The 19,223-nt window shown below is 59.1% G+C and carries 25 protein-coding genes and 1 pseudogene; 9 read left to right on the forward strand and 17 right to left on the reverse strand.

What is annotated here, in order from left to right; translation table 11 throughout:
* Nucleotides 1-11 precede the first annotated feature (11 nt).
* Nucleotides 12-596 (reverse strand): YqgE/AlgH family protein, encoded by a 585-nt coding sequence (locus tag Q4577_RS17135; protein ID WP_303471002.1) that lies wholly within the window; start codon nucleotides 594-596, stop codon nucleotides 12-14.
* Nucleotides 597-728: 132 nt separating this feature from the next.
* On the opposite strand from Q4577_RS17135, the gene Q4577_RS17140 reads away from it, so the two are divergent.
* Nucleotides 729-1,529 (forward strand): protein-disulfide reductase DsbD domain-containing protein, encoded by an 801-nt coding sequence (locus Q4577_RS17140; protein WP_303471003.1) that lies wholly within the window; start codon nucleotides 729-731, stop codon nucleotides 1,527-1,529.
* A gap of 163 nt (nucleotides 1,530-1,692) precedes the next feature.
* On the opposite strand, the gene Q4577_RS17145 is transcribed toward Q4577_RS17140, so the two are convergent.
* A complete protein-coding gene (locus tag Q4577_RS17145) occupies nucleotides 1,693-2,265 on the reverse strand; it encodes a GcrA family cell cycle regulator (protein WP_244688540.1) in 573 nt (190 codons plus the stop codon).
* 175 nt (nucleotides 2,266-2,440) lie between these two features.
* Here Q4577_RS17145 and Q4577_RS17150 point away from each other — a divergent pair, with 175 nt between their 5' ends.
* The gene (locus tag Q4577_RS17150; protein WP_244688928.1) at nucleotides 2,441-3,226 is read left to right on the forward strand and encodes an ABC transporter permease; all 786 of its coding nucleotides are present in this window, start codon (nucleotides 2,441-2,443) and stop codon (nucleotides 3,224-3,226) included.
* Here Q4577_RS17150 and Q4577_RS17155 read toward each other — a convergent pair.
* The 4 genes from Q4577_RS17155 to Q4577_RS17170 form a co-directional block, all read right to left on the reverse strand.
* Nucleotides 3,216-4,142 (reverse strand): DMT family transporter, encoded by a 927-nt coding sequence (locus tag Q4577_RS17155; protein ID WP_303471006.1) that lies wholly within the window; start codon nucleotides 4,140-4,142, stop codon nucleotides 3,216-3,218. The genes Q4577_RS17150 and Q4577_RS17155 overlap by 11 nt on opposite strands.
* Nucleotides 4,143-4,224: 82 nt before the next feature.
* The gene (locus Q4577_RS17160; RefSeq protein ID WP_303471009.1) at nucleotides 4,225-4,734 is read right to left on the reverse strand and encodes a GNAT family N-acetyltransferase; all 510 of its coding nucleotides are present in this window, start codon (nucleotides 4,732-4,734) and stop codon (nucleotides 4,225-4,227) included.
* 6 nt (nucleotides 4,735-4,740) lie between these two features.
* Complete coding sequence (locus tag Q4577_RS17165) at nucleotides 4,741-5,532, reverse strand: transglutaminase family protein (RefSeq protein ID WP_303471011.1); 792 nt, start codon at nucleotides 5,530-5,532, stop codon at nucleotides 4,741-4,743.
* A 261-nt stretch (nucleotides 5,533-5,793) separates the two neighbouring features.
* Entirely contained in the window at nucleotides 5,794-6,258 is a 465-nt protein-coding gene (locus tag Q4577_RS17170) for a MarR family winged helix-turn-helix transcriptional regulator (protein ID WP_303471013.1), read from the reverse strand.
* 96 nt (nucleotides 6,259-6,354) lie between these two features.
* Between Q4577_RS17170 and hmgA the strand changes: the two genes are divergently transcribed.
* From hmgA to Q4577_RS17200, 6 genes are all read left to right on the forward strand, one after another.
* Nucleotides 6,355-7,701 carry a homogentisate 1,2-dioxygenase gene (hmgA, locus tag Q4577_RS17175; protein WP_244688927.1) on the forward strand — a complete coding sequence of 449 codons (1,347 nt, stop codon included), beginning with the start codon at nucleotides 6,355-6,357 and terminating at the stop codon, nucleotides 7,699-7,701.
* 24 nt (nucleotides 7,702-7,725) lie between these two features.
* The gene (locus tag Q4577_RS17180) at nucleotides 7,726-7,878 is read left to right on the forward strand and encodes a hypothetical protein (RefSeq protein WP_244688531.1); all 153 of its coding nucleotides are present in this window, start codon (nucleotides 7,726-7,728) and stop codon (nucleotides 7,876-7,878) included.
* Entirely contained in the window at nucleotides 7,875-8,519 is a 645-nt protein-coding gene (gene maiA / locus Q4577_RS17185) for a maleylacetoacetate isomerase (RefSeq protein WP_303471018.1), read from the forward strand. The genes Q4577_RS17180 and maiA overlap by 4 nt, the downstream gene beginning before the upstream one ends.
* Nucleotides 8,520-8,597: 78 nt before the next feature.
* On the forward strand, nucleotides 8,598-9,854 hold the full coding sequence (gene fahA, locus Q4577_RS17190; RefSeq protein WP_303471020.1) for a fumarylacetoacetase: 1,257 nt from the start codon (nucleotides 8,598-8,600) through the stop codon (nucleotides 9,852-9,854).
* 327 nt (nucleotides 9,855-10,181) lie between these two features.
* Entirely contained in the window at nucleotides 10,182-11,054 is an 873-nt protein-coding gene (locus tag Q4577_RS17195) for a TIGR01459 family HAD-type hydrolase (protein ID WP_303471021.1), read from the forward strand.
* Nucleotides 11,055-11,156: 102 nt separating this feature from the next.
* The gene (locus Q4577_RS17200) at nucleotides 11,157-11,600 is read left to right on the forward strand and encodes a MaoC family dehydratase (protein ID WP_244688522.1); all 444 of its coding nucleotides are present in this window, start codon (nucleotides 11,157-11,159) and stop codon (nucleotides 11,598-11,600) included.
* Nucleotides 11,601-11,741: 141 nt separating this feature from the next.
* On the opposite strand, the gene Q4577_RS17205 is transcribed toward Q4577_RS17200, so the two are convergent.
* Entirely contained in the window at nucleotides 11,742-12,239 is a 498-nt protein-coding gene (locus tag Q4577_RS17205) for a lactoylglutathione lyase family protein (RefSeq protein ID WP_303471023.1), read from the reverse strand.
* Between the two features lie 100 nt (nucleotides 12,240-12,339).
* Here Q4577_RS17205 and Q4577_RS17210 point away from each other — a divergent pair, with 100 nt between their 5' ends.
* Nucleotides 12,340-13,230, forward strand: coding sequence for a LysR family transcriptional regulator (locus tag Q4577_RS17210; protein WP_303471025.1), 891 nt, complete (start codon nucleotides 12,340-12,342; stop codon nucleotides 13,228-13,230).
* 183 nt (nucleotides 13,231-13,413) lie between these two features.
* On the opposite strand, the gene rplP is transcribed toward Q4577_RS17210, so the two are convergent.
* From rplP to tuf, 10 genes and pseudogenes are all read right to left on the reverse strand, one after another.
* Nucleotides 13,414-13,827, reverse strand: coding sequence for a 50S ribosomal protein L16 (gene rplP, locus Q4577_RS17215; protein ID WP_244688514.1), 414 nt, complete (start codon nucleotides 13,825-13,827; stop codon nucleotides 13,414-13,416).
* 13 nt (nucleotides 13,828-13,840) lie between these two features.
* Entirely contained in the window at nucleotides 13,841-14,548 is a 708-nt protein-coding gene (rpsC, locus tag Q4577_RS17220) for a 30S ribosomal protein S3 (RefSeq protein ID WP_244688512.1), read from the reverse strand.
* A complete protein-coding gene (gene rplV / locus Q4577_RS17225; protein WP_244688510.1) occupies nucleotides 14,548-14,928 on the reverse strand; it encodes a 50S ribosomal protein L22 in 381 nt (126 codons plus the stop codon). The genes rpsC and rplV overlap by 1 nt, the downstream gene beginning before the upstream one ends.
* Nucleotides 14,929-14,931: 3 nt before the next feature.
* Nucleotides 14,932-15,210 (reverse strand): 30S ribosomal protein S19, encoded by a 279-nt coding sequence (rpsS, locus tag Q4577_RS17230; protein ID WP_048532936.1) that lies wholly within the window; start codon nucleotides 15,208-15,210, stop codon nucleotides 14,932-14,934.
* A gap of 3 nt (nucleotides 15,211-15,213) precedes the next feature.
* A complete protein-coding gene (gene rplB / locus Q4577_RS17235) occupies nucleotides 15,214-16,056 on the reverse strand; it encodes a 50S ribosomal protein L2 (protein ID WP_244688507.1) in 843 nt (280 codons plus the stop codon).
* A 335-nt stretch (nucleotides 16,057-16,391) separates the two neighbouring features.
* Nucleotides 16,392-16,688, reverse strand: a complete 297-nt coding sequence (locus tag Q4577_RS17240) for a 50S ribosomal protein L23 (RefSeq protein ID WP_244688505.1) — start codon at nucleotides 16,686-16,688, stop codon at nucleotides 16,392-16,394.
* Nucleotides 16,685-17,302 (reverse strand): 50S ribosomal protein L4, encoded by a 618-nt coding sequence (rplD, locus tag Q4577_RS17245; RefSeq protein WP_244688503.1) that lies wholly within the window; start codon nucleotides 17,300-17,302, stop codon nucleotides 16,685-16,687. The genes Q4577_RS17240 and rplD overlap by 4 nt, the downstream gene beginning before the upstream one ends.
* The gene (gene rplC / locus Q4577_RS17250; RefSeq protein WP_244688926.1) at nucleotides 17,299-18,036 is read right to left on the reverse strand and encodes a 50S ribosomal protein L3; all 738 of its coding nucleotides are present in this window, start codon (nucleotides 18,034-18,036) and stop codon (nucleotides 17,299-17,301) included. The genes rplD and rplC overlap by 4 nt, the downstream gene beginning before the upstream one ends.
* 16 nt (nucleotides 18,037-18,052) lie before the next feature.
* Nucleotides 18,053-18,367: a 30S ribosomal protein S10 gene (rpsJ, locus tag Q4577_RS17255; protein WP_048532940.1), complete on the reverse strand. Its 315-nt coding sequence runs from the start codon at nucleotides 18,365-18,367 to the stop codon at nucleotides 18,053-18,055.
* Nucleotides 18,368-18,944: 577 nt separating this feature from the next.
* Nucleotides 18,945-19,223: pseudogene (tuf, locus tag Q4577_RS17260) on the reverse strand (elongation factor Tu); the annotation flags it as partial.

The raw sequence follows: 19,223 nt of genomic DNA on the forward strand, positions 1-19,223 counted from the left end.
TGTCCGCCGCCTTATGCCCGCCCCGCCGTGGCCGACAGGGCCAGCGCATCAATCCCCAGCGTACCCAGTGCCGCCTCCCATTTTTCCGCATCCGGAAGGTCAAACACCAGATCAGGGTCGCTGTCACAGGTCAGCCACCCGTTCTGGGCCAGCTCGTTTTCCAATTGCCCCGGCCCCCACCCGGCATAGCCGAGCGCCACCAGACGCCGTTGCGGCCCGCGTCCGGCACCGATTTCTTCCAATACGTCCACTGTGGCGGTCATCGACATGCTGTCATCCACCGCGAGCATCGCCACTGGCGATTCGTAATCCGGCGAGTGCAGCACAAACCCCCGCCCCTGCTCCACTGGTCCGCCAAAATGCAGCGGCCCCGGCGCAAAATCATCGGTCACCGCAATATCCAATTGTGACAACAGGCTGCCCAGCGACAGATCCGCCACCGGTTTGTTGATGATCAGCCCCATCGCCCCTTCGTCGGAATAGGCGCAAAGATACACCACCGAATGGGCAAACCGCGGATCAAGCATGCCCGGCATGGCAATCAAAAGTTGCCCGGTCAGGTCACTATTGCCAGTATCCGACAGCGTTTTGGCCATTACGATGGTCTCCCCAGAGTCACATTGCCCGACAAAGATGGTCGCTTGGGACACAACACGCAAGTCTCGCTACAAAGTGAGTTGGATTTCCGTCGGCTTTGGCGCAGGTCTGGGGGCATGATGCGAAATTTGATGAAAATTGTCGTTTGCGCCTTGGGTCTTTCGGGGGCGACGGCAGCGGTAGCACAACAGTCGCCGAGCCAGGAAATTGCGCGGGCGGAATTTCTGCCGGGCTGGCGTCAGGCGGATGGCAGCCACGTGGCTGGTCTTTTGATCGACCTGAAACCGGGATGGAAAACCTATTGGCGCAGCCCCGGCGATGCCGGAATTCCGCCGCGGTTCAACTGGTCCGGCAGCCGCAACATCGGTGATCTGCGCCCGGTCTGGCCGACGCCGCGGGTGATGGACCAGAATGGCATGACCTCGATCGGCTATCCCGGCGATGTGGTGATTCCCTTTGTGATCCGACCGGATGCAGCGGGGCGCGAGGTGCAATTGCGGGCCCAGATGGAATTGGGCGTCTGCAAGGACATCTGCGTTCCGGCGACGCTGACCTTTTCCGGGGTCTTGCCGCGCAGTGGCACCCGTGACCCACGGTTGGTGGCGGCAATGGTGGATCAACCGCTGAGCGCGGCTGAGGCCAAAGTGGGCAAGGTCACCTGTCGCATTTCCCCACAGGCGGGGGGCATGACCGTGACCGCCTCGATCCCGATGGCATCGGCGGGCGGGCCCGAATTTGTGGTGATCGAAACCGCCAACCCGGCGATCTGGGTGTCCGAGGCCGTGACCCGTCGCGAAGGCCGCGACTTGATTGCGGTCACAGAAATGAGCCACGTCAACGGCACGGCATTCGCGGTGGATCGTTCCCGGCTCAGGTTCACCGTGCTGGGGCACAATCACGCGGTCGATATCCGGGGCTGCGCGGCGCGCTAATCCGCCCCGCGCGCTGTCGGTGTGAGTGCCCTGTCAGCGCCGGTCACACCCCCGCCCCCGGCCAACAAACAAGTACCGTCAACCGGGGCAAGCGGCCCGACTGTGGGCAGCGCTTGCGCGGATTTTTTCAGCCGCCAATACGGCGCCGGCGGTGACCGGCCTTTTACCGGCGGCGGTCGCGGCGTGACGACATCGGCTGAAACGCCACGCCGACATGTGCCTCGCAATAGGGTTTGCCCTGTTTCACGGGCAGCCCGCAGAACCAGAAATCATCTGTCGCAGGGTCGCCAACCGGCCATTTACAGGTGCGTTCGGTCAGCTCCATCAAGGTCAGGCGCTTGGCCTTCTTCTCGATTTCGCTCACTTTGGCCAGCGCCTCTGGGCTGATCTCATTCGCCGAGGGTTGCGGCGGCAGCGGCTGGCCGGCCGGGATGATCTGACGGCGGGCCGGTGTCACCGGCTTGGGCACAACTGCGGTTTCCACCACCGGTTCGGCCTTTGGCTTGGCTTCGACCTTGGGCACTGGTTTGATCTTGGGCTCGACCTTCGCCGCCTTGGCCGGTTCTGGTTTGGCTGCGGGGCCGACGCCGGCCCGGTTCGACAGGCCCAGCCGGTGCACCTTGCCAATCACGGCATTGCGCGTCACACCACCCAGTTCCTTGGCGATCTGGCTGGCGGATTGCCCCTCGCCCCACATCTTTTTGAGCAATTCGACGCGTTCATCGGTCCAGGCCATCGGGTATCCTTACGAGAAAAGCAGCCTCATGTACGGGCTGCCCTTGGAATTTCGGTCAAGCTCCTATTCTAGTCACTCGTGGCTGAGTTACAAGGCCGCGAATCGGTAAGGGAGAATCAACATGGGCGAAACAGGGCACACACCCGAAAGCACCGTACTGGACATGGGACTGGACATGGGCGGTCGGCGCTTTGGCGCGGTGAACTGGCTTGGGCTGTTCACGTTGTGCCAGCGCGAGGTTCAGCGATTCCTTGCCGTCTGGACCCAGACCCTGTTGGCGCCGCTGGTAACCGCCGGTCTGTTTCTGTTGATCTTTTCCATCGCCATCGGCCCACGGCGCGGTGATGTCATGGGGGTGCCGTTCACCCATTTCATTGCCCCCGGCATCCTGATGATGACGGTGATCCAGAACGCCTTTGCCAATGCCTCGTCCTCGATCATGATTTCAAAGGTACAGGGCAATATTGTGGATACGCTGATGCCGCCGCTGTCGCCGCTGGAGCTGGTGATCGGCTATCTGGCGGGTGGTGTGGCGCGCGGGGTTGTGGTGGCGATTGTCATAGCGACCTGTCTGGTGCTGTTCCTCGGGATTGGCATTGCCCATCCGGTCTGGATGCTGGTGTTTGTCATCCTGGGCGCGGCGTTTCTGGCGGGCTTGGGCATTATTGCCGGCATCGTGGCACAGAAATTCGATCAGATGGCGGCGATCACCAATTTCATCGTGACACCCTTGGCCTTTTTGTCCGGTACGTTTTATTCGGTTCAGGCCCTGCCGCCGGTCCTGCGCGAGATCACCCATATCAACCCGATGTTCTATCTGATCGACGGTGTGCGCTATGGCATGGTCGGGGTCTCTGATTCGTCGCCCTGGTTGGGGCTGGCGGTGTCCATCGTTTCGGTTCTTGCGGTGGGATTTATCGGCTGGACCATGTTCCGGCGCGGCACGCGGCTCAAGGCCTAGGGGCAGCCCCCGCTGCGGACCGCCGGGTGGCAGCCCGACCCTCGCGCCATGCAAGCAAGGCGCCGCCGGCAATGATGATCGCTGCTCCCAGTGCCGACACCGGGCGCGGCACCACACCAAAGACGCCGAAATCAATCACTGCGGCGAAAATCAACGTGCCATAGCTGAACGGCACGATAAAACTGGTCTCGGCGCGGGACACGGCATTCAGATAACAACTCTGGGCCAGGGCCATCGACAGGCCAACCCCCGCCATACCGCCCCATTGCGCGAGCGTGGGCCAGACCCAGACCCTGCGCCCAAAGACCAGCACCACCAATGTCGCGATGCCCAGGCCGATCGCATTGTTGATCGACAGCACCTGCAACGGCCCCTCTCGCCCGGTCAGACGCTTCATGAAGATCACCTCCAGCCCCAGCAACATCGCCGCGCCCAGCGCCAGCAGGGCGGCGGGCTGAAACGCGCCAGTTCCGGGCCGCAACAGCACCAATGCCCCGACAAAGGCCAACCCCGCCGCCGCCCAACGCACCGGGCCGACCCGTTCCCCCAGCAAAGGGATCGCAAGGATCATTGCAAACACCGGGTTGAGAAAGGAAATCGCCGTTGCATCCGCCAGCGGGATCGCGGCCACGGCGGCAAACATCAATGTCACCCCGCCCCAGCCACAGCTGGTGCGTTGCAGATGAAGCCGCCAATGCACCCGTGTATATTTCAGCCGCGACACCCCAACGATACCGGCGAAAAACAGGCCCGCGAACAAAAACCGCCCGAATGTGACCTGCAAGGGATGCAGGGAACCGGCAATCGCGCCGGCGCCCAACGCCTTGGCAAAGGCGGTTGAACTGGCGATGAACACCGTCGCGCCAAGCATCAGAAGAATGGCAAGCGGGGGATTTTGGGTTTTGGCCTGAAACATGCAGTGAGTTGCACCGATCCCGGCCGGATTGACAAGAACAATCGAAGACGCCTGTCAGGGCGGATGAGAGGCGCGAAAAGCCTCAGCCGAACGCGCGCGGATAGACCAATTCTGCCTCTGGCATGTCCTGCCCCGGCGCCATCAACAATGTATGGGCAATCGGATATGGCGAGGACAACCGCGCCGCCCGCGCCTGTGAAAATCCGCACCGCTCGTAGTATGCCGGATCGCCCAACACCACGATCGTCGCGCCGCTGGCCCCGGCCCAGCCCGACAACATGCCAAGCATACGGCGGCCAAAGCCCTGCCCCTGCCACTCCGGGGCAATCGCCACCGGCGCCAGACAGAGCCAGCCCTTGGGTTTGACCATCATCGACAGGGCGAAGTAACCGGCAACTCCCCGGCCCAGCGGCAGGACGCTTTCGCCCGCAATGGCACCGGATTTGCGCAATTGCGCGATCAACTGCGCTTCGGTCTTGCGCCCGAACGCCGCGTGCAACAGCGCATCTACCGCCGCCTCTTCGCCGCGTTTCATTTCCCGCAAGAACCCGGGACGAAGTTTTGCGCCCTTGACGCGCGTGTCTTTTTGCATGTTGCCCTAGCCATTCCTGGCGGCGGTTTCGACCACCGACACCGTCTGTGTCACCAATTCCGCAGGCCCGTAGCTGGTCAGAAACGCGGTTTCCGCCGCATCCAGCCCGACCCCGATGCGGGCAATGGTGCTGGCGGTGGACATGCCTGTCGGATCAAACAACTGCCAGCCGCCATCCAGAAACACCTCGACCACGGCATGAAAATCGGGCGGTTCGACCCCCGGTGCATAGGCGCTGACAAACCGCGCCGGAATGGTCGAGGCCCGCGCCATGGCAATCATCACATGGGCGAAATCCCGGCAAATGCCCTGACGTTGCACAAATGTGTCCAGCGCGGTTGTCCCCGCATGGCTGGCCCCCGGCACATAGCGGATGTTGCGCGCCACCCAATCGGCAATTGCCATCACCCGCGCCCCACCGGACAGTGAGCCGAATTCCTCGATCACGAAATTCTGGAATTGATCCGACGGGCAATAGCGTGACGGCATCAGATATTGCACCACGCCGCCCGGCAAAAGATGCGGCGGCACCGACGCCAGCGCATTGAGATCCGGGTTGGCGCGATCGACCTCGACCGAAGCGCGGTATTGGCAGGTGAAATCACCCGCCACCCGCATCCAGATCCGCTCTCCCACCGAACTTTCGGCGTTGACGCGCGCGAAATGCAAGGTCGGGCCGGGTTGCAGATAGGGGGCGATGATCCGTTGATCCGGCAGGATCGCCGCCTCGATTTGCAGCAGAATATCGGTTTCCGCCGACAGTCGATAATGCAGATAGGACTCGATCTGTAGCAACATATCGGGGCTCCGTATTGGAGGTTTGAAAAAATCGGGCGCGGCGGTCGTTTCGGGACGTAACCCAATGGCAGTTGGTTTCAAGTTGGCGCGATAAGGCCGTCGGCGGGCATTTCAGACACCGGCAAACCGCACGCCGCAGGTCGCCTGTCTTTGGCCCTCCTGTCTTTGGTCTGTCTCAAGGGGTGTCTGCCCCGCTGCAACAAATCAAGCTTTGATTGCCATCCTGCCCAGCATTTGGGACAGAACACGCCGATTGCCCGTCTAGACCGTGCTTTTGGCCGCCCGACCGGCCAGCTGTTGCAGGACCCGGCGCAGCACAACAACATCGTCAGGGTCAAGCCCGGCCACCAGCGCCGCATCATATTGCTCGGCAACACCATACAGATCACGATAGGCCGCCTGCCCCATTGGGGTCAGCATCAGATGTTCCACCCGCCGATCTGCGTCATCCTCCTGGCGGATCAGAAAGCGCCGCGCCTCCAATCTGGCAACAGCGCGGCTGACCTTGGTCTTGTGGATATTGGCCACCCGCCCGATATCCCGCGCCGTCATCCGGCCATAGACCCCAAGATGAAAGAACACCCGCCAATCGGTCACCAGCATCCCGTAGCGGTCTTTGTACACCTTCTGAAATCCCAACGACGACACCTCGGCCGCCTGATTCAGCAGATAGGGCAGGAACAGGTTCAAATCGAACCCGCCATCTGATGCGCTATTATTTGTCATATCGCGAAGGATAATCGTTGTTAGTTACAAATTCAACTATTACTTCCCTCTCCAGCAGGAGGACACGTGATGACAAATTCCCCAGTCACCCCGACAATGAACCGCCCCATGACCCAGGCCCAGACACCGGTTGGCACGACCCCCGGCTATATGCCCGGCTTTGGCAATGACTTCGAAACCGAGGCCCTGCCCGGTGCCTTGCCCCAGGGGCGCAACAGCCCGCAGAAGTGCAACTATGGGCTTTATGGTGAGCAGCTTTCGGGAACGGCCTTTACCGCGCCCAGCCACCAGAACGAACGCACCTGGTGTTATCGCATCCGCCCCTCTGTCAAACACAGCCACCGGTTTGAAAAGATCGACGTGCCCTACTGGAAAACCGCCCCGCATGTGGTGTCGGATGTGGTGTCGCTTGGCCAATACCGCTGGGATCCGGTGCCCAACAGCGATCAACCGCTGACCTGGATCACCGGAATGCGCACCATGACCACGGCCGGCGACGTGAACACCCAGGTCGGCATGGCCAGCCATATCTATCTGGTCACCGAATCCATGCAGGATTCCTATTTCTATTCGGCGGACAGCGAACTTCTTGTCGTGCCACAACAGGGCAAGCTGCGGTTCTACACGGAACTGGGGATTATCGACCTTGCGCCGGGTGAAATCGCCATCCTTCCGCGTGGGCTTGTCTATCGGGTCGAGGTCGTCGAGGGCCCGGCGCGCGGATTTGTCTGCGAAAACTATGGTCAGAAATACGACCTGCCCGGCCGCGGCCCGATCGGGGCCAATTGCATGGCCAACCGTCGCGATTTCAAAACCCCGATTGCCGCATTCGAGGACCGCGAAACGCCATCAACAGTCACCGTCAAATGGTGCGGCCAATTCCATCAAACCAGCATCGGTCATTCCCCGCTGGATGTGGTGGCCTGGCATGGCAACTATGCCCCGGTGAAATACGACCTCAGCGACTATTGCCCGATTGGCGCGATCCTGTTCGATCACCCCGATCCGTCGATCTTTACCGTATTGACCGCCCCGTCCGGCGTCGAAGGCACCGCAAATATCGACTTTGTCCTGTTCCGCGAACGCTGGATGACGATGGAGGACACCTTCCGCCCGCCGTGGTATCACAAAAACATCATGTCGGAACTCATGGGCAATATTTACGGCCAATACGATGCCAAACCCCAGGGCTTCGTGCCCGGCGGCATGTCGCTCCACAACATGATGTTGCCGCACGGCCCGGATCGCAATGCCTTTGAAGGCGCGTCAAACGCCGATTTGCAACCAGAGAAGCTCGACAATACCATGTCGTTCATGTTCGAAACCCGGTTCCCCCAGCATCTGACCGCCTTTGCCGCGCAAGAGGCCCCGCTGCAAGATGACTATATTGATTGCTGGAGTGACCTGGATAAGAAATTCGATGGCACGCCGGGCAAGAAATAAGCCGGCACTGGCAGTGAGGCAAAGATGACTGGCGCGTCCCTGAAACTTGTGGTGATCTTGCCGATCCTGCTGCTCTTTGGCGGGCTGATCGTGGCGGTTGTTCTGCAACGCCGCCGCGAGGCCCGTGACGAAAAAGCCCGTGTTGAACAATCCCGTGATGAAAGCGACAAAACATGAAGCTATACTCATATTGGCGATCCACCACGTCGCTGCGGGTCCGCGCGGCGATGAACCTGAAATCGCTGGACTATGACATCGTGCCGGTTGACCTGGTCGCAGGCGACCAGAGGCACGAGTCGTACCAGACGTTGAATCCGGGCAAAGGCGTGCCAACGCTGGTGCTGGATGATGGCACCGTCTTGACGCAAAGCATGGCGATACTCGACTATCTTGAAACCCGCTATCCCGAACCGGCACTCCTGCCGGTTGATCCAATCGCGCGGGCCAAGGTCCGTGCAGCGGCCGATCAAATCGCGCTGGATATCCATCCGGTCAACAATCTGAAGGTCGTAAGCCACCTGAAATCTCTGGGCCATTCCCAGGACGATGCGGTCGCTTGGATGAACCACTGGATGACCGAAGGCTTCACCGCCTTTCAACATCTGATCCGCCCCGACACCGCCTTTTGTTTCGGCGACAGCCCCGGGCTTGCGGATCTTTGCCTTGTTGGCCAGCTCTATAACGCCCGCCGCTGGCAATGTGATCTGGCCCCTTTCGGGCGTCTGACCGACATTGATGCCCGCTGCCAGCAGATTGACGCAATCGCCAGCGCCATGCCCGAGCGCCAACCTGACGCGGCAGCAAAAGTTGCCACCTGACAAAACTGCTACCTGACAAATAACCGCCTGACGCAAAGGCGATGCGCATCCCGCGCAGCACTTAACAAAGGAAACCACATGCCGCTGATGAAAAGCTGGGTCGAAAGCGCCAATGCCCCCGATACGCAATTTCCGCTGAACAACCTGCCCTATGGTGTCTTTTCGGTTGGCGGGGGCGAGCCGCGCTGTGGCGTGGCGATCGGCGACAAGATCTTTGACTGCCGCGCAGCAGAAGAGGTCGGCTTGCTGAACTTCGGCAAAGAGCCGCTGTTCGACGTGCCGTTCTGGAACGAAGTGCTGGAGGCTGGCTCAGACGTCTGGGACCGGTTGCGCAACACCCTGACCGGGCTGTTCATCGCCGGCAGCGACGTCCGCGCCACGGTGGAACCCTTTCTGATCGATATGGATGCCGCAGAAATGCATCTGCCGTTCCTGATCAGCGAATACACCGATTTCTATGCCGGCCGCCACCATGCCACCAATGTCGGCACGATGTTCCGTGGGGCGGAAAACGCCCTGCCCCCGAACTGGCTGCATATTCCCATTGGCTATAACGGGCGCGCGTCTTCGGTTGTGGTGTCCGGCACCGATGTGCGCCGCCCCTGGGGACAGTTGAAAGGCCCGAACGACGCCCTGCCGCGCTTTGCCCCCTGTGCCCGCTTTGATCTGGAACTGGAAATGGGGGCCATTGTCGGCACACCCTCCGACCGCCCGGTCACCGTTCGCGAAGCTGACGACATGATCTTTGGCTATGTGCTGCTGAACGATTGGTCCGCACGTGACATCCAAGCCTGGGAATATCAACCGCTTGGGCCGTTCCAGGCCAAGGCAACCGCAACCACCCTGTCGCCCTGGATCGTGACCAAAGCGGCGCTGGAACCTTTCCGCTGTGACACGCCTGCACGGGAACAAGAGTTGCTGCCGCACCTGCGCGACGCGGGCCCGATGCTCTATGACATCGACCTGTCGGTGACGCTTGCCCCGGCGGGCAAAGCACCAACTACCATCGCCGAGACCAATTACAACGTGATGTATTATTCCGCCGCCCAGCAGCTGGCGCATCACACCACCTCGGGCTGCCCGATGAACTCTGGCGACCTGCTTGGTTCTGGCACGATTTCCGGCCCGGAAAAACATCAGCGCGGCTCTCTTCTGGAACTCAGCTGGGGTGGCAAGGAGCCGCTGACACTCGACACCGAAGAGACCCGCACCTTCCTAGAAGACGGCGATACGCTGACCCTGTCCGGCGTGGCACGGGGCGACGGATATCAGATCGGCTTTGGCGCCTGCACAGGCCGGATCTTGCCCGCGCTGGCCGACCCTTACGCGCGATAGACCCTTCTTCTCTTCCTGAAATACGCAATTCCCGGCCCTTCCACCCCGACGACAGTCAAGGAAACCACAGGGCCGGGATCTTTGCCTTTCAGGGCAATCCGAACTTGGGCGTGACCACGGGCAATGGCGGCGTGATGATCCTCCCGGTCCGCGGAACCGACACCCCGTTGTACCTGGACGGCGGCACTTGACCTCGCCATGTGGCAGGCGCTGTGAAGCTGATCACCAAACGCCGGGCGGTGCATGCCATTGCATCCCCGGCTATTGACCCGTTGACCCCAGCCCCGCATGTCGTACACCTGAGCCACACCGACATGCGAGGCATTCATGACCCAGATCATCCAGTCCTTTTCCGAGATCTCCGATCATTACGACGCGGCATTTGTCGACCTGTGGGGGTGTGTGCACAACGGCATCGACGCTTTCCCGGAGGCCGTCGCCGCCCTGCAAGGCTTTCGCGCACGTGGCGGCACCGTGGTGCTTTTGACGAACGCTCCGCGGCCGCGTGACGAGGTCGCCGAACAATTGGCAAAGATGAATGTGCCGGATGATGCGTTTGACACAATCGCCACCAGCGGCGACAGCGCCCGCGCCGCAATGTTTACCGGCGCGGTTGGTTCAAACGTCTATCACATCGGCGAACAGCGCGACGGACGGTTCTTTCAACCGCTGCAATTGATCTCGGACCCGGTCACCATCAACCGCGTGCCCCTTCAGGAGGCCGACGGCATCGTCTGTACCGGCCCGTTTGACGCCCTGGCCGATCCCGCCGTGTTGCGCCCGGATCTGTTGTTTGCCAAGCAAAAAGGCCTGAAACTGCTCTGCGCCAATCCCGACATCGTCGTTGATCGCGGCGAGAGCCGGGAATATTGCGCCGGGGCCGTGGCGGCGCTTTATACTGAAATGGGGGGCACCAGCCTCTATTTCGGCAAGCCACATCCCCCGGTCTATGATCTGGCCCGTCGCCGTCTGGCCGAGATCCGCCCCGGTGTCGCAGACAATGCGATCATTGCCATCGGTGACGGCCCCCATACCGACATCGACGGCGCAATGGGCGAAGATATTGATTCCTTGTTCATTTCCGGCGGGTTGGCGGCGCAAGAAACCAAAACGTCGCATAACCCGGATGAAACGGCCCTAAACCATTATATTCAAAGCGAAAACATCAACCCCAGCTACACAATAGGTCGCCTGCGCTGACCTAATAAGGCTTGATTTTCTGCGCCTGCAAAGTAATTATGTTGCGAAACGCCCAACAGGGGCGCGTAAAAATTACCCGAAGGCGACAAAATGGAGCCCCCAATGCTGGACAATATGCCCCGCGGCACGATCTGTATCGAAGACATTGAAATGGGGATGACCCGTCACCTGCGCAAACAGGTGACGGACCGCGACATCGAATTGTTCGCCGAGGTGTCGACAGACCGCAATCCGGTGCATTTGGACGACGACTATGCCCAGGACACGATCTTTGAGGGGCGCATTGCCCACGGCATGTTGACCGCCGGGCTGATTTCAGCGGTGATCGGCGAACAATTACCGGGCCATGGCACGGTCTATATGGGCCAAACCCTAAAGTTTCTCGCCCCCGTGCGCCCCGACGACGTGGTCTATGCCGAGGTCAAGGTGATCGGGATCGACCACGCCAAACGCCGGGTGACGCTGGAGTGTCATTGTGCCGTCGACGGCAAAAAGGTGTTGATCGGTGAAGCCAAGGTGCTGGCCCCGTCACGGAAGTTCGACTGAGGATGGTTGAGACATTGGGCCCCATATCCGGTTTGGCCGCATATCCAATTTGGCCCGTGTTTGCACCCGAAGTGAAGCGCACCGCTTGGTCGCTGACGACTTGATACGATTGCCGACACAGACCCCAATCGGCATTTTCATTCAGGAATACGCCCCCGCCGAATACGTCAGCTCGTAGCTATGGCTGTATAGCTCGAACACGATGCCGAACGGATCTTCGACATAGACCATCCGATAGGGTTTCTCGTCGGGAAAGTATTCGCGTACGGGCATGCGTTGTTTCCCACCAGCCGCAACAATTTTCGCAAGAAGGTCTTCAAGATTGGGGTCCTGGATCGCGAAATGGAACGTCCCATGCTGGCGAAACTTAAGGTTTTCCTCCGGCGCATGGTGTCCTTCGAATTCAAACAATTCGAACCCGACGCGGTCGGCGGTCGCAAGATGCGCGATCCTGATACGCCCCCACCCCGCACCAAACACATCGCTACACATCTGCCCAATGTCGCTGCCGTCTTCGATAATCTCTGTTGGTTCCATGATGACATAGAACCCAAGGACATCACCGTAGAATTTGATGGCTTTGTCCAGATCTGGAACAGATAGCCCAATGTGTGAAAATGTGCGTGGTGTCGGTTGCATAACGTAATCCTTTTCCGGTTATTGTCACCGGTTTAACTGGACCAGCGCCAAACCAGAAATTATGATCACTCATGATATTGATAACGTCATGGAATGATTCATGCTCAACGCCACATGGCTGGAAACCTTTACGACCCTATGCGAGGTCGGACATTTTACACGAACGGCTGACCGGCTGGGCATGACGCAACCCGGCGTATCGCAACATTTGCGCAAGCTGGAAGACCAGATTGGGAAGCCGCTGATTGTCAGAGACGGCAAAACCTTTACCCTCTCGCCCGCGGGGGAAGCTGTTTTTGCTGTTGGCAAGGCCAGACGCGCACAAGAGCAGGCCCTGAAAGAGATCGTTCAGGTGGACGAGCCAGATGTTGGCACCGTCCGTATCGGGTGCTCGGGTAGCTTCGCGCTGTGGCTCTATCCTCATCTGCTGGAGCGTATGCAACAGGCCCCGGACCTTGTCATCCATTTGAATGCAACACCGCAGGCCGGTATCGTGAACGGGGTTCTCGACGGCGATCTTGATTTGGGCATCGTCACGGAACGGATGGATCACCCCCGACTTGAAACATCCTTGCTCACCAAAGAAGAATTATGTCTGGTCCTGCCCGCAGGTTTCGCGACCGATGGTCTCACCATACAGCGCCTGAACGCCCTTGGCTTTGTTGCCCACCCGGATGGTTTTGCCTATGCCAATGAATTGCTGCAAAAAAACTTTCCAGATGAATACCAAGGCGCAGAGCACCTAAAGATCCGAACCTTTGTAAACCAAATTGGCCAGATCCCGATCCCGGTGGCCAAGGGCATAGGATATACGATCTTACCCAAATCCGGAGTGGATGCATTTCCACAACCGGAAGCTCTGACAATTTATGCCCTTCACGAAAGACGGTTTCACGATCTGTGGACAATAGCCCGCAAGGGGCGATCCCAATTCGCTCGCATTTCCGCAATCAAGGCGACAATAGACCGGGCAACGCAATCCGCAGGGTGAACTCATCCCTGCCTGCCGATGCCTTCCGTCTGCAGCACACCCAGGTCACTTCTTTGGCGACCAAACCAAGCCGCGCCAAGCCAACATCATGGCGGGAATTCGCAAAGGGCCGAACAACAAAAACCCCCACCGATCGCTCGGCAGGGGTTTCATTTTTCTCAGGCGGGGCTTTCACCCCAGGAATTACCAGTCCTCGCGGACCACAATCCGGGTTTTGATCGGCAACTTCATCGCGGCAAGACGCAGGGCCTCTTTCGCCACGGCTTCGGTCACGCCGTCCAGTTCGAACATCACACGGCCGGGTTTGACCTTGGCCGCCCAGAAATCCACCGAACCTTTACCTTTACCCATCCGAACTTCGGTGGGTTTGGAGGTTACGGGAGTGTCCGGGAAAATGCGGATCCAGACACGGCCCTGACGTTTCATGTGACGTGTCATGGCACGACGAGCCGCTTCGATCTGGCGTGCAGTCACACGCTCAGGCTGAAGCGCCTTGAGGCCATAGGTGCCAAAGTTCAGATCGCTACCGCCTTTTGCCTCGCCGGAAATCCGGCCCTTGAACATCTTGCGGAATTTAGTGCGTTTGGGTTGTAGCATTGGTTACGCTCCCTTAGCGACGGCCACCGGCACCACGTGGGGCCGGACCGTCCTGGAGTTCCTGTGCCTTGCGGTCACGCGCTTGGGGGTCGTGTTCCATGATCTCGCCTTTGAAGATCCAGACCTTGATCCCGATGATGCCATAAGCGGTGGTCGCTTCGACATGTGCATGATCGATATCGGCACGCAGAGTGTGAAGCGGCACGCGACCTTCGCGGTACCATTCGGTGCGGGCGATCTCGGCACCGCCAAGGCGGCCCGCGACGTTAACCCGGATACCCAAGGCACCCATGCGCATGGCGTTCTGCACCGCGCGCTTCATGGCGCGACGGAAGGACACACGACGCTCAAGCTGTTGTGCGATGCTTTCGCCAACCAGGCGGGCATCCAGCTCGGGCTTGCGCACTTCAACGATGTTGAGGTGCAATTCGCTGGAGGTCATGTTGGCGATTTTCTTGCGCAGGGTTTCGATGTCTGCGCCTTTCTTGCCAATAATCACGCCAGGACGCGCAGTGTGCACCGTGACGCGGCACTTCTTGTGCGGACGTTCGATGATCACGCGGGAAATACCCGCCTGCTTGCACTCTTCATGAATGAAGTCGCGGATTGCGATGTCTTCCATCAGAAGATCGCCATAATCCTTGGTATCGGCGTACCAGCGGCTGTCCCAGGTGCGGTTGACCTGAAGGCGCATACCGATCGGATTGGTTTTGTTACCCATTAGGCTTGCTCCTCGATCTGACGCACCTTGATGGTGATTTCCGAGAACGGCTTGTGAATCTTGCCGAACCGGCCACGGGCGCGCGGACGACCGCGTTTCATGATCAGGTTCTTGCCAACATAGGCTTCGGCCACGATCAGCTCATCCACGTCAAGACCGTGGTTGTTCTCGGCGTTGGCAATTGCCGACTGCAGGCACTTGCGTACATCCAGAGCAATCCGCTTCTTCGAGAACGCCAGATCGGTCAGCGCTTTTTCAACCTTCTTGCCGCGGATCAGACCAGCGACGAGGTTCAGTTTCTGCGGGGACGTCCGGAGCATGCGCAGTTTTGCCATTGCTTCGTTGTCTGCCACGCGGCGGGGGTTCTTTTCCTTGCCCATGACTTATTTCCGCTTCGCTTTTTTGTCGGCGGCATGGCCATAATAGGTGCGGGTCGGCGAATATTCACCGAACTTCTGACCAATCATGTCTTCGCTGACGTTGACAGGGATATGTTTCTGGCCGTTGTACACGCCAAACGTCAGACCCACGAATTGGGGCAGGATCGTCGAGCGGCGCGACCAGATTTTGATAACTTCGTTACGCCCGGATTCGCGCGACGCTTCGGCTTTTTTCAGCACATAAGCATCGACAAAGGGGCCTTTCCAAACAGAGCGCGACATATATTAGCGACCCTTCTTCTTGGCGTGACGCGAGCGCAGGATAAGCTTCTGCGACGCCTTGTTCTTATTACGGGTGCGCGCACCTTTGGTCGGTTTGCCCCAAGGCGTGACCGGGTGACGACCACCCGAGGTCCGGCCTTCACCACCACCATGGGGGTGGTCGATCGGGTTCATCACGACACCACGAACACTTGGGCGGATGCCCTTGTGACGCATGCGGCCGGCTTTACCGTAGTTCTGGTTCGAGTTGTCGGGGTTCGACACGGCACCAACGGTGGCCATGCATTCCTGACGGACCAGACGCAGTTCGCCCGAAGACAGACGGATCTGAGCGTAGCCACCATCACGACCAACAAACTGGGCATAGGTGCCCGCGGCGCGTGCGATCTGGCCGCCTTTGCCTGGCTTCAGCTCGATGTTGTGAACGATTGTACCGATTGGCATGCCCGAGAACGGCATCGCGTTGCCCGGCTTGATGTCGGCCTTTTGGGCTGCGACAATCTTGTCACCAATGGCCAAACGCTGCGGCGCCAGAATATAGGTCTGATCGCCATCAAGGTATTGCACCAATGCAATGAATGCGGTCCGGTTCGGGTCATATTCAATCCGCATCACGACGGCTTCGACGTCGAGTTTGTTGCGTTTGAAGTCCACGATCCGGTAGAGACGTTTCGCCCCACCACCACGGCGGCGCGATGTAATACGTCCGGTGTTGTTCCGGCCGCCCGACTTCGTCAAACCCTCGGTGAGGGCTTTGACGGGGCGTCCTTTGTACAGCTCCGAACGGTCGATCAGCACCAGCCCGCGCTGGCCCGGCGTCGTCGGCTTATACGACTTGAGTGCCATGCTTTCTGTCTTCCGTTTAGCAATGCAGGGCGTTTCGTGCCCCGCTATGTTTGAAGGCCCCCGTAGGTGCCCAAGTTATAGGCCCCCGTAGGTGCCCGGTTCGAATTGCCTTGCGGCAATAACGCAGACGCCCCAGACGAATCTGGGGCGGTGCGGATGGGGTCTGATAGGGGATGAAGGGGGTGGGGTCAAGTGGCTCGACCACTGGAAGTTTGCCGGGACGCCATTCACCGCCCCCTTCAATTGAGGGACGTGTATCCGGCACTGCAAGAAACGAAAAGACCCCGGCTACTTTCGTAGCCGGGGTCCAAAATCCCAACGTGGGCAACAGGCGCTTACAGACCGGTTGTCACGTCGATTGTGTTGCCCTCTTCGAGCATCACATAGGCTTTTTTCACGTCTTTACGCTTGCCCAGTTGGCCTTTGAAGCGTTTGACTTTGCCTTTGGTGATCGATGTATTCACCGCTTTGACCTTCACACCAAACAGAGCTTCAACAGCCTCTTTGATCTGGGGTTTGGCGGCGTCGATCGCCACTTCGAATACCACGGCACCGTTTTCGGACGCCATTGTGGTTTTCTCGGTGATGATCGGCTTGCGGATCACGTCGTAATGTTCTGCTTTCGCACTCATTTCAAACGAGCCTCCAGAGCTTCGACAGCCGCTTTGGTGAGCACCAGGGTGTCACGCTTGAGGATGTCATACACGTTTGCACCCATCGATGGCAGGATGTCGAGACCTTCAATGTTGGCCGCAGCTTGTGCGAAACCGGCATTGACCTCGGCACCGTCGATGATCAGCGCGCGCTTCCAGCCCAGTTCACGGACCTGTTTGGCCAATGCGCTGGTTTTGCCTTCGGACGCGGCGTTTTCGATCACAACCAGTTGCCCGGCTTTGGCTTTCGCCGACAGCGCGTGCATCAGGCCCAGCTTGCGGACCTTTTTCGGCAGATCGTGGCCATGCGACCGCGGGGTTGGACCTTTGTAGATACCACCCTTGCGGAAGATCGGCGCGTTACGGTCACCGTGGCGTGCGCCGCCGGTGCCCTTTTGGCGATAGATCTTCTTGGTCGAATAGCTGGTTTCCGAACGGGTCTTCACCTTGTGGGTGCCGGCCTGTGCGTTGTTACGCTGCCAACGGACCACACGGTGCAGGATGTCGGCGCGCGGCTCGAGACCGAACAGCGCATCATCCAGATCGACCGAACCGGCAACGCCGCCGTCGAGATTGATCACATCAAGTTTCATGCTTCACCCCCTTCGGCAGGTGCTTCGACCGCCGGTGCTTCGGCAGCGGCTGCTGCTTCGGCAACCTTCAGACCCGCCGGGAACGGCACGCCATCGGGCAGCTTTTTCTTGACCGCGTCTTTGACTGTGACCCAACCACCTTTGGAGCCGGGAACAGCGCCTTTGATCATGATCAAGCCACGATCGGCATCGGTTTTCACAACTTCAAGGTTCTGGGTGGTAACACGGACAGCGCCCATGTGACCGGCCATTTTCTTGCCTTTGAAAACCTTGCCCGGATCCTGACACTGACCGGTCGAACCATGCGAACGGTGCGAGATCGAAACACCGTGCGTGGCGCGCAGGCCGCCGAAGTTGTGCCGCTTCATGGCACCGGCGAAACCTTTACCGATGGATGTGCCGGACACGTCGACCTTTTGGCCTTCGAGGAAGTGTGTGGCGGCAATTTCCGCACCCACTTCGATCAGGTTGTCTTCGGACACCCGGAACTCTGCCACTTTGCGCTTGGGCGCAACATTGGCCTTGGCGAAGTGACCGCGCATCGCTTGCGATGTACGGCTGGTTTTGGCTGTACCGGCGCCAAGCTGAACGGCGCTATAGCCGTGCTCTTCCGCGGTGCGTGTTGCCACAACCTGAAGACTGTCCAATTGCAGGACGGTCACGGGGATCTGTTTGCCGTCTTCCATGAAGACGCGGGTCATCCCGACTTTTTTTGCAATGATACCAGAGCGCATCATGTTCATGCCCTCCTTACGCTTGCAATTTGATTTCGACGTCCACACCAGCGGCCAGGTCGAGCTTCATCAGCGCGTCCACGGTCTGGGGGGTCGGATCAACGATGTCGAGAAGGCGCTTATGAGTCCGGATTTCGAACTGGTCGCGCGACTTCTTGTTCACGTGGGGGCCACGCAGAACGGTGAATTTCTCGATCTTGTTCGGCAGCGGGATAGGTCCGCGCACGTTGGCGCCGGTCCGCTTGGCAGTATTGACGATCTCTTGTGTGCTGGCGTCCAGTACACGATAGTCAAACGCCTTGAGCCGAATGCGAATGTTTTGGCTTTGCATTGGTCATGAGCCTTCATTGGCGTTTCGGTTGAGAGGAAGACTGACGACCATCGGCAACCTTCTTCGAACCTAAAAGGCGGGGAATCACCCCGCCTTTGACGGCACGATGGCCGTTGCGCGCGTATACGGCGTTGAAGGATTGGAGACAAGAGGCAAGTGACGGTTTCGCCAAAACCACGGAACCGAAGTGACCCCCGAATTTCAAACCTTCTATTGTGGACGTACCACCATCTTAGGTCACCGCTTGGACCAACATTATAACTGAAACACAAAAGCTCAAAAATGTCGTGAACGCAGCAAAAATCGCGATGAGGTATGTCCGTCGTGTCAACTTAGTCAGACGACGATCCCTAATCTCCTCCATGAGAAATCCGGTACCTATTACCGTGCCGTTGGCATGCTCGTCATAAGCCGCCTCCAACTCAGAATCACTCATAGACTTAATTTTTCTTAACGACGGTGCTTGCATTGTGATCCTCGCTCAGAAAACTTTGTCTCCAACAGACAGAAGACATAGAAACTACTAAAAAAGGGCGCCACTAGGACGCCCTTTCTGTCGTTTGCCAGCGGATGGCGCTTACTCGATGATTTTGGACACAACGCCGGAGCCCACGGTGCGGCCGCCTTCGCGGATGGCGAAGCGCAGGCTTTCTTCCATGGCGATCGGCGCGATCAGTTCAACTTCGAACTTCAGGTTGTCGCCGGGCATGACCATTTCTGTGCCTTCCGGCAGGTTCACGGTTCCGGTCACATCGGTGGTGCGGAAGTAGAACTGCGGGCGGTAGTTGGCAAAGAACGGCGTGTGACGGCCACCTTCGTCTTTGGTCAGAATATAGGCTTCTGCCTCGAACTTGGT

Source organism: Marinovum sp. 2_MG-2023 (assembly GCF_030548265.1).
Lineage (GTDB): Bacteria > Pseudomonadota > Alphaproteobacteria > Rhodobacterales > Rhodobacteraceae > Marinovum.

What these genes read in the sequence shown, in the direction of transcription:
- Q4577_RS17180 (WP_244688531.1), top strand. Translation starts at nt 7,726, where the DNA reads ATGACTGGCGCGTCCCTGAAACTTGTGGTGATCTTGCCGATCCTGCTG.
- rplV (WP_244688510.1), bottom strand. Translation starts at nt 14,928, where the DNA reads ATGGGCAAGGAAAAGAACCCCCGCCGCGTGGCAGACAACGAAGCAATG.
- Q4577_RS17200 (WP_244688522.1), top strand. Translation starts at nt 11,157, where the DNA reads ATGCTGGACAATATGCCCCGCGGCACGATCTGTATCGAAGACATTGAA.
- rplB (WP_244688507.1), bottom strand. Translation starts at nt 16,056, where the DNA reads ATGGCACTCAAGTCGTATAAGCCGACGACGCCGGGCCAGCGCGGGCTG.
- rpsC (WP_244688512.1), bottom strand. Translation starts at nt 14,548, where the DNA reads ATGGGTAACAAAACCAATCCGATCGGTATGCGCCTTCAGGTCAACCGC.
- Q4577_RS17160 (WP_303471009.1), bottom strand. Translation starts at nt 4,734, where the DNA reads ATGCAAAAAGACACGCGCGTCAAGGGCGCAAAACTTCGTCCCGGGTTC.
- fahA (WP_303471020.1), top strand. Translation starts at nt 8,598, where the DNA reads ATGCCGCTGATGAAAAGCTGGGTCGAAAGCGCCAATGCCCCCGATACG.
- rplP (WP_244688514.1), bottom strand. Translation starts at nt 13,827, where the DNA reads ATGCTACAACCCAAACGCACTAAATTCCGCAAGATGTTCAAGGGCCGG.
- Q4577_RS17155 (WP_303471006.1), bottom strand. Translation starts at nt 4,142, where the DNA reads ATGTTTCAGGCCAAAACCCAAAATCCCCCGCTTGCCATTCTTCTGATG.
- Q4577_RS17135 (WP_303471002.1), bottom strand. Translation starts at nt 596, where the DNA reads ATGGCCAAAACGCTGTCGGATACTGGCAATAGTGACCTGACCGGGCAA.
- Q4577_RS17170 (WP_303471013.1), bottom strand. Translation starts at nt 6,258, where the DNA reads ATGACAAATAATAGCGCATCAGATGGCGGGTTCGATTTGAACCTGTTC.
- rpsJ (WP_048532940.1), bottom strand. Translation starts at nt 18,367, where the DNA reads ATGCAAAGCCAAAACATTCGCATTCGGCTCAAGGCGTTTGACTATCGT.
- rplC (WP_244688926.1), bottom strand. Translation starts at nt 18,036, where the DNA reads ATGCGCTCTGGTATCATTGCAAAAAAAGTCGGGATGACCCGCGTCTTC.
- hmgA (WP_244688927.1), top strand. Translation starts at nt 6,355, where the DNA reads ATGAACCGCCCCATGACCCAGGCCCAGACACCGGTTGGCACGACCCCC.
- Q4577_RS17210 (WP_303471025.1), top strand. Translation starts at nt 12,340, where the DNA reads ATGCTCAACGCCACATGGCTGGAAACCTTTACGACCCTATGCGAGGTC.
- Q4577_RS17205 (WP_303471023.1), bottom strand. Translation starts at nt 12,239, where the DNA reads ATGCAACCGACACCACGCACATTTTCACACATTGGGCTATCTGTTCCA.
- maiA (WP_303471018.1), top strand. Translation starts at nt 7,875, where the DNA reads ATGAAGCTATACTCATATTGGCGATCCACCACGTCGCTGCGGGTCCGC.
- rpsS (WP_048532936.1), bottom strand. Translation starts at nt 15,210, where the DNA reads ATGTCGCGCTCTGTTTGGAAAGGCCCCTTTGTCGATGCTTATGTGCTG.
- rplD (WP_244688503.1), bottom strand. Translation starts at nt 17,302, where the DNA reads ATGAAACTTGATGTGATCAATCTCGACGGCGGCGTTGCCGGTTCGGTC.
- Q4577_RS17145 (WP_244688540.1), bottom strand. Translation starts at nt 2,265, where the DNA reads ATGGCCTGGACCGATGAACGCGTCGAATTGCTCAAAAAGATGTGGGGC.
- Q4577_RS17195 (WP_303471021.1), top strand. Translation starts at nt 10,182, where the DNA reads ATGACCCAGATCATCCAGTCCTTTTCCGAGATCTCCGATCATTACGAC.
- Q4577_RS17140 (WP_303471003.1), top strand. Translation starts at nt 729, where the DNA reads ATGAAAATTGTCGTTTGCGCCTTGGGTCTTTCGGGGGCGACGGCAGCG.
- Q4577_RS17150 (WP_244688928.1), top strand. Translation starts at nt 2,441, where the DNA reads ATGGGCGGTCGGCGCTTTGGCGCGGTGAACTGGCTTGGGCTGTTCACG.
- Q4577_RS17165 (WP_303471011.1), bottom strand. Translation starts at nt 5,532, where the DNA reads ATGTTGCTACAGATCGAGTCCTATCTGCATTATCGACTGTCGGCGGAA.
- Q4577_RS17240 (WP_244688505.1), bottom strand. Translation starts at nt 16,688, where the DNA reads ATGAGTGCGAAAGCAGAACATTACGACGTGATCCGCAAGCCGATCATC.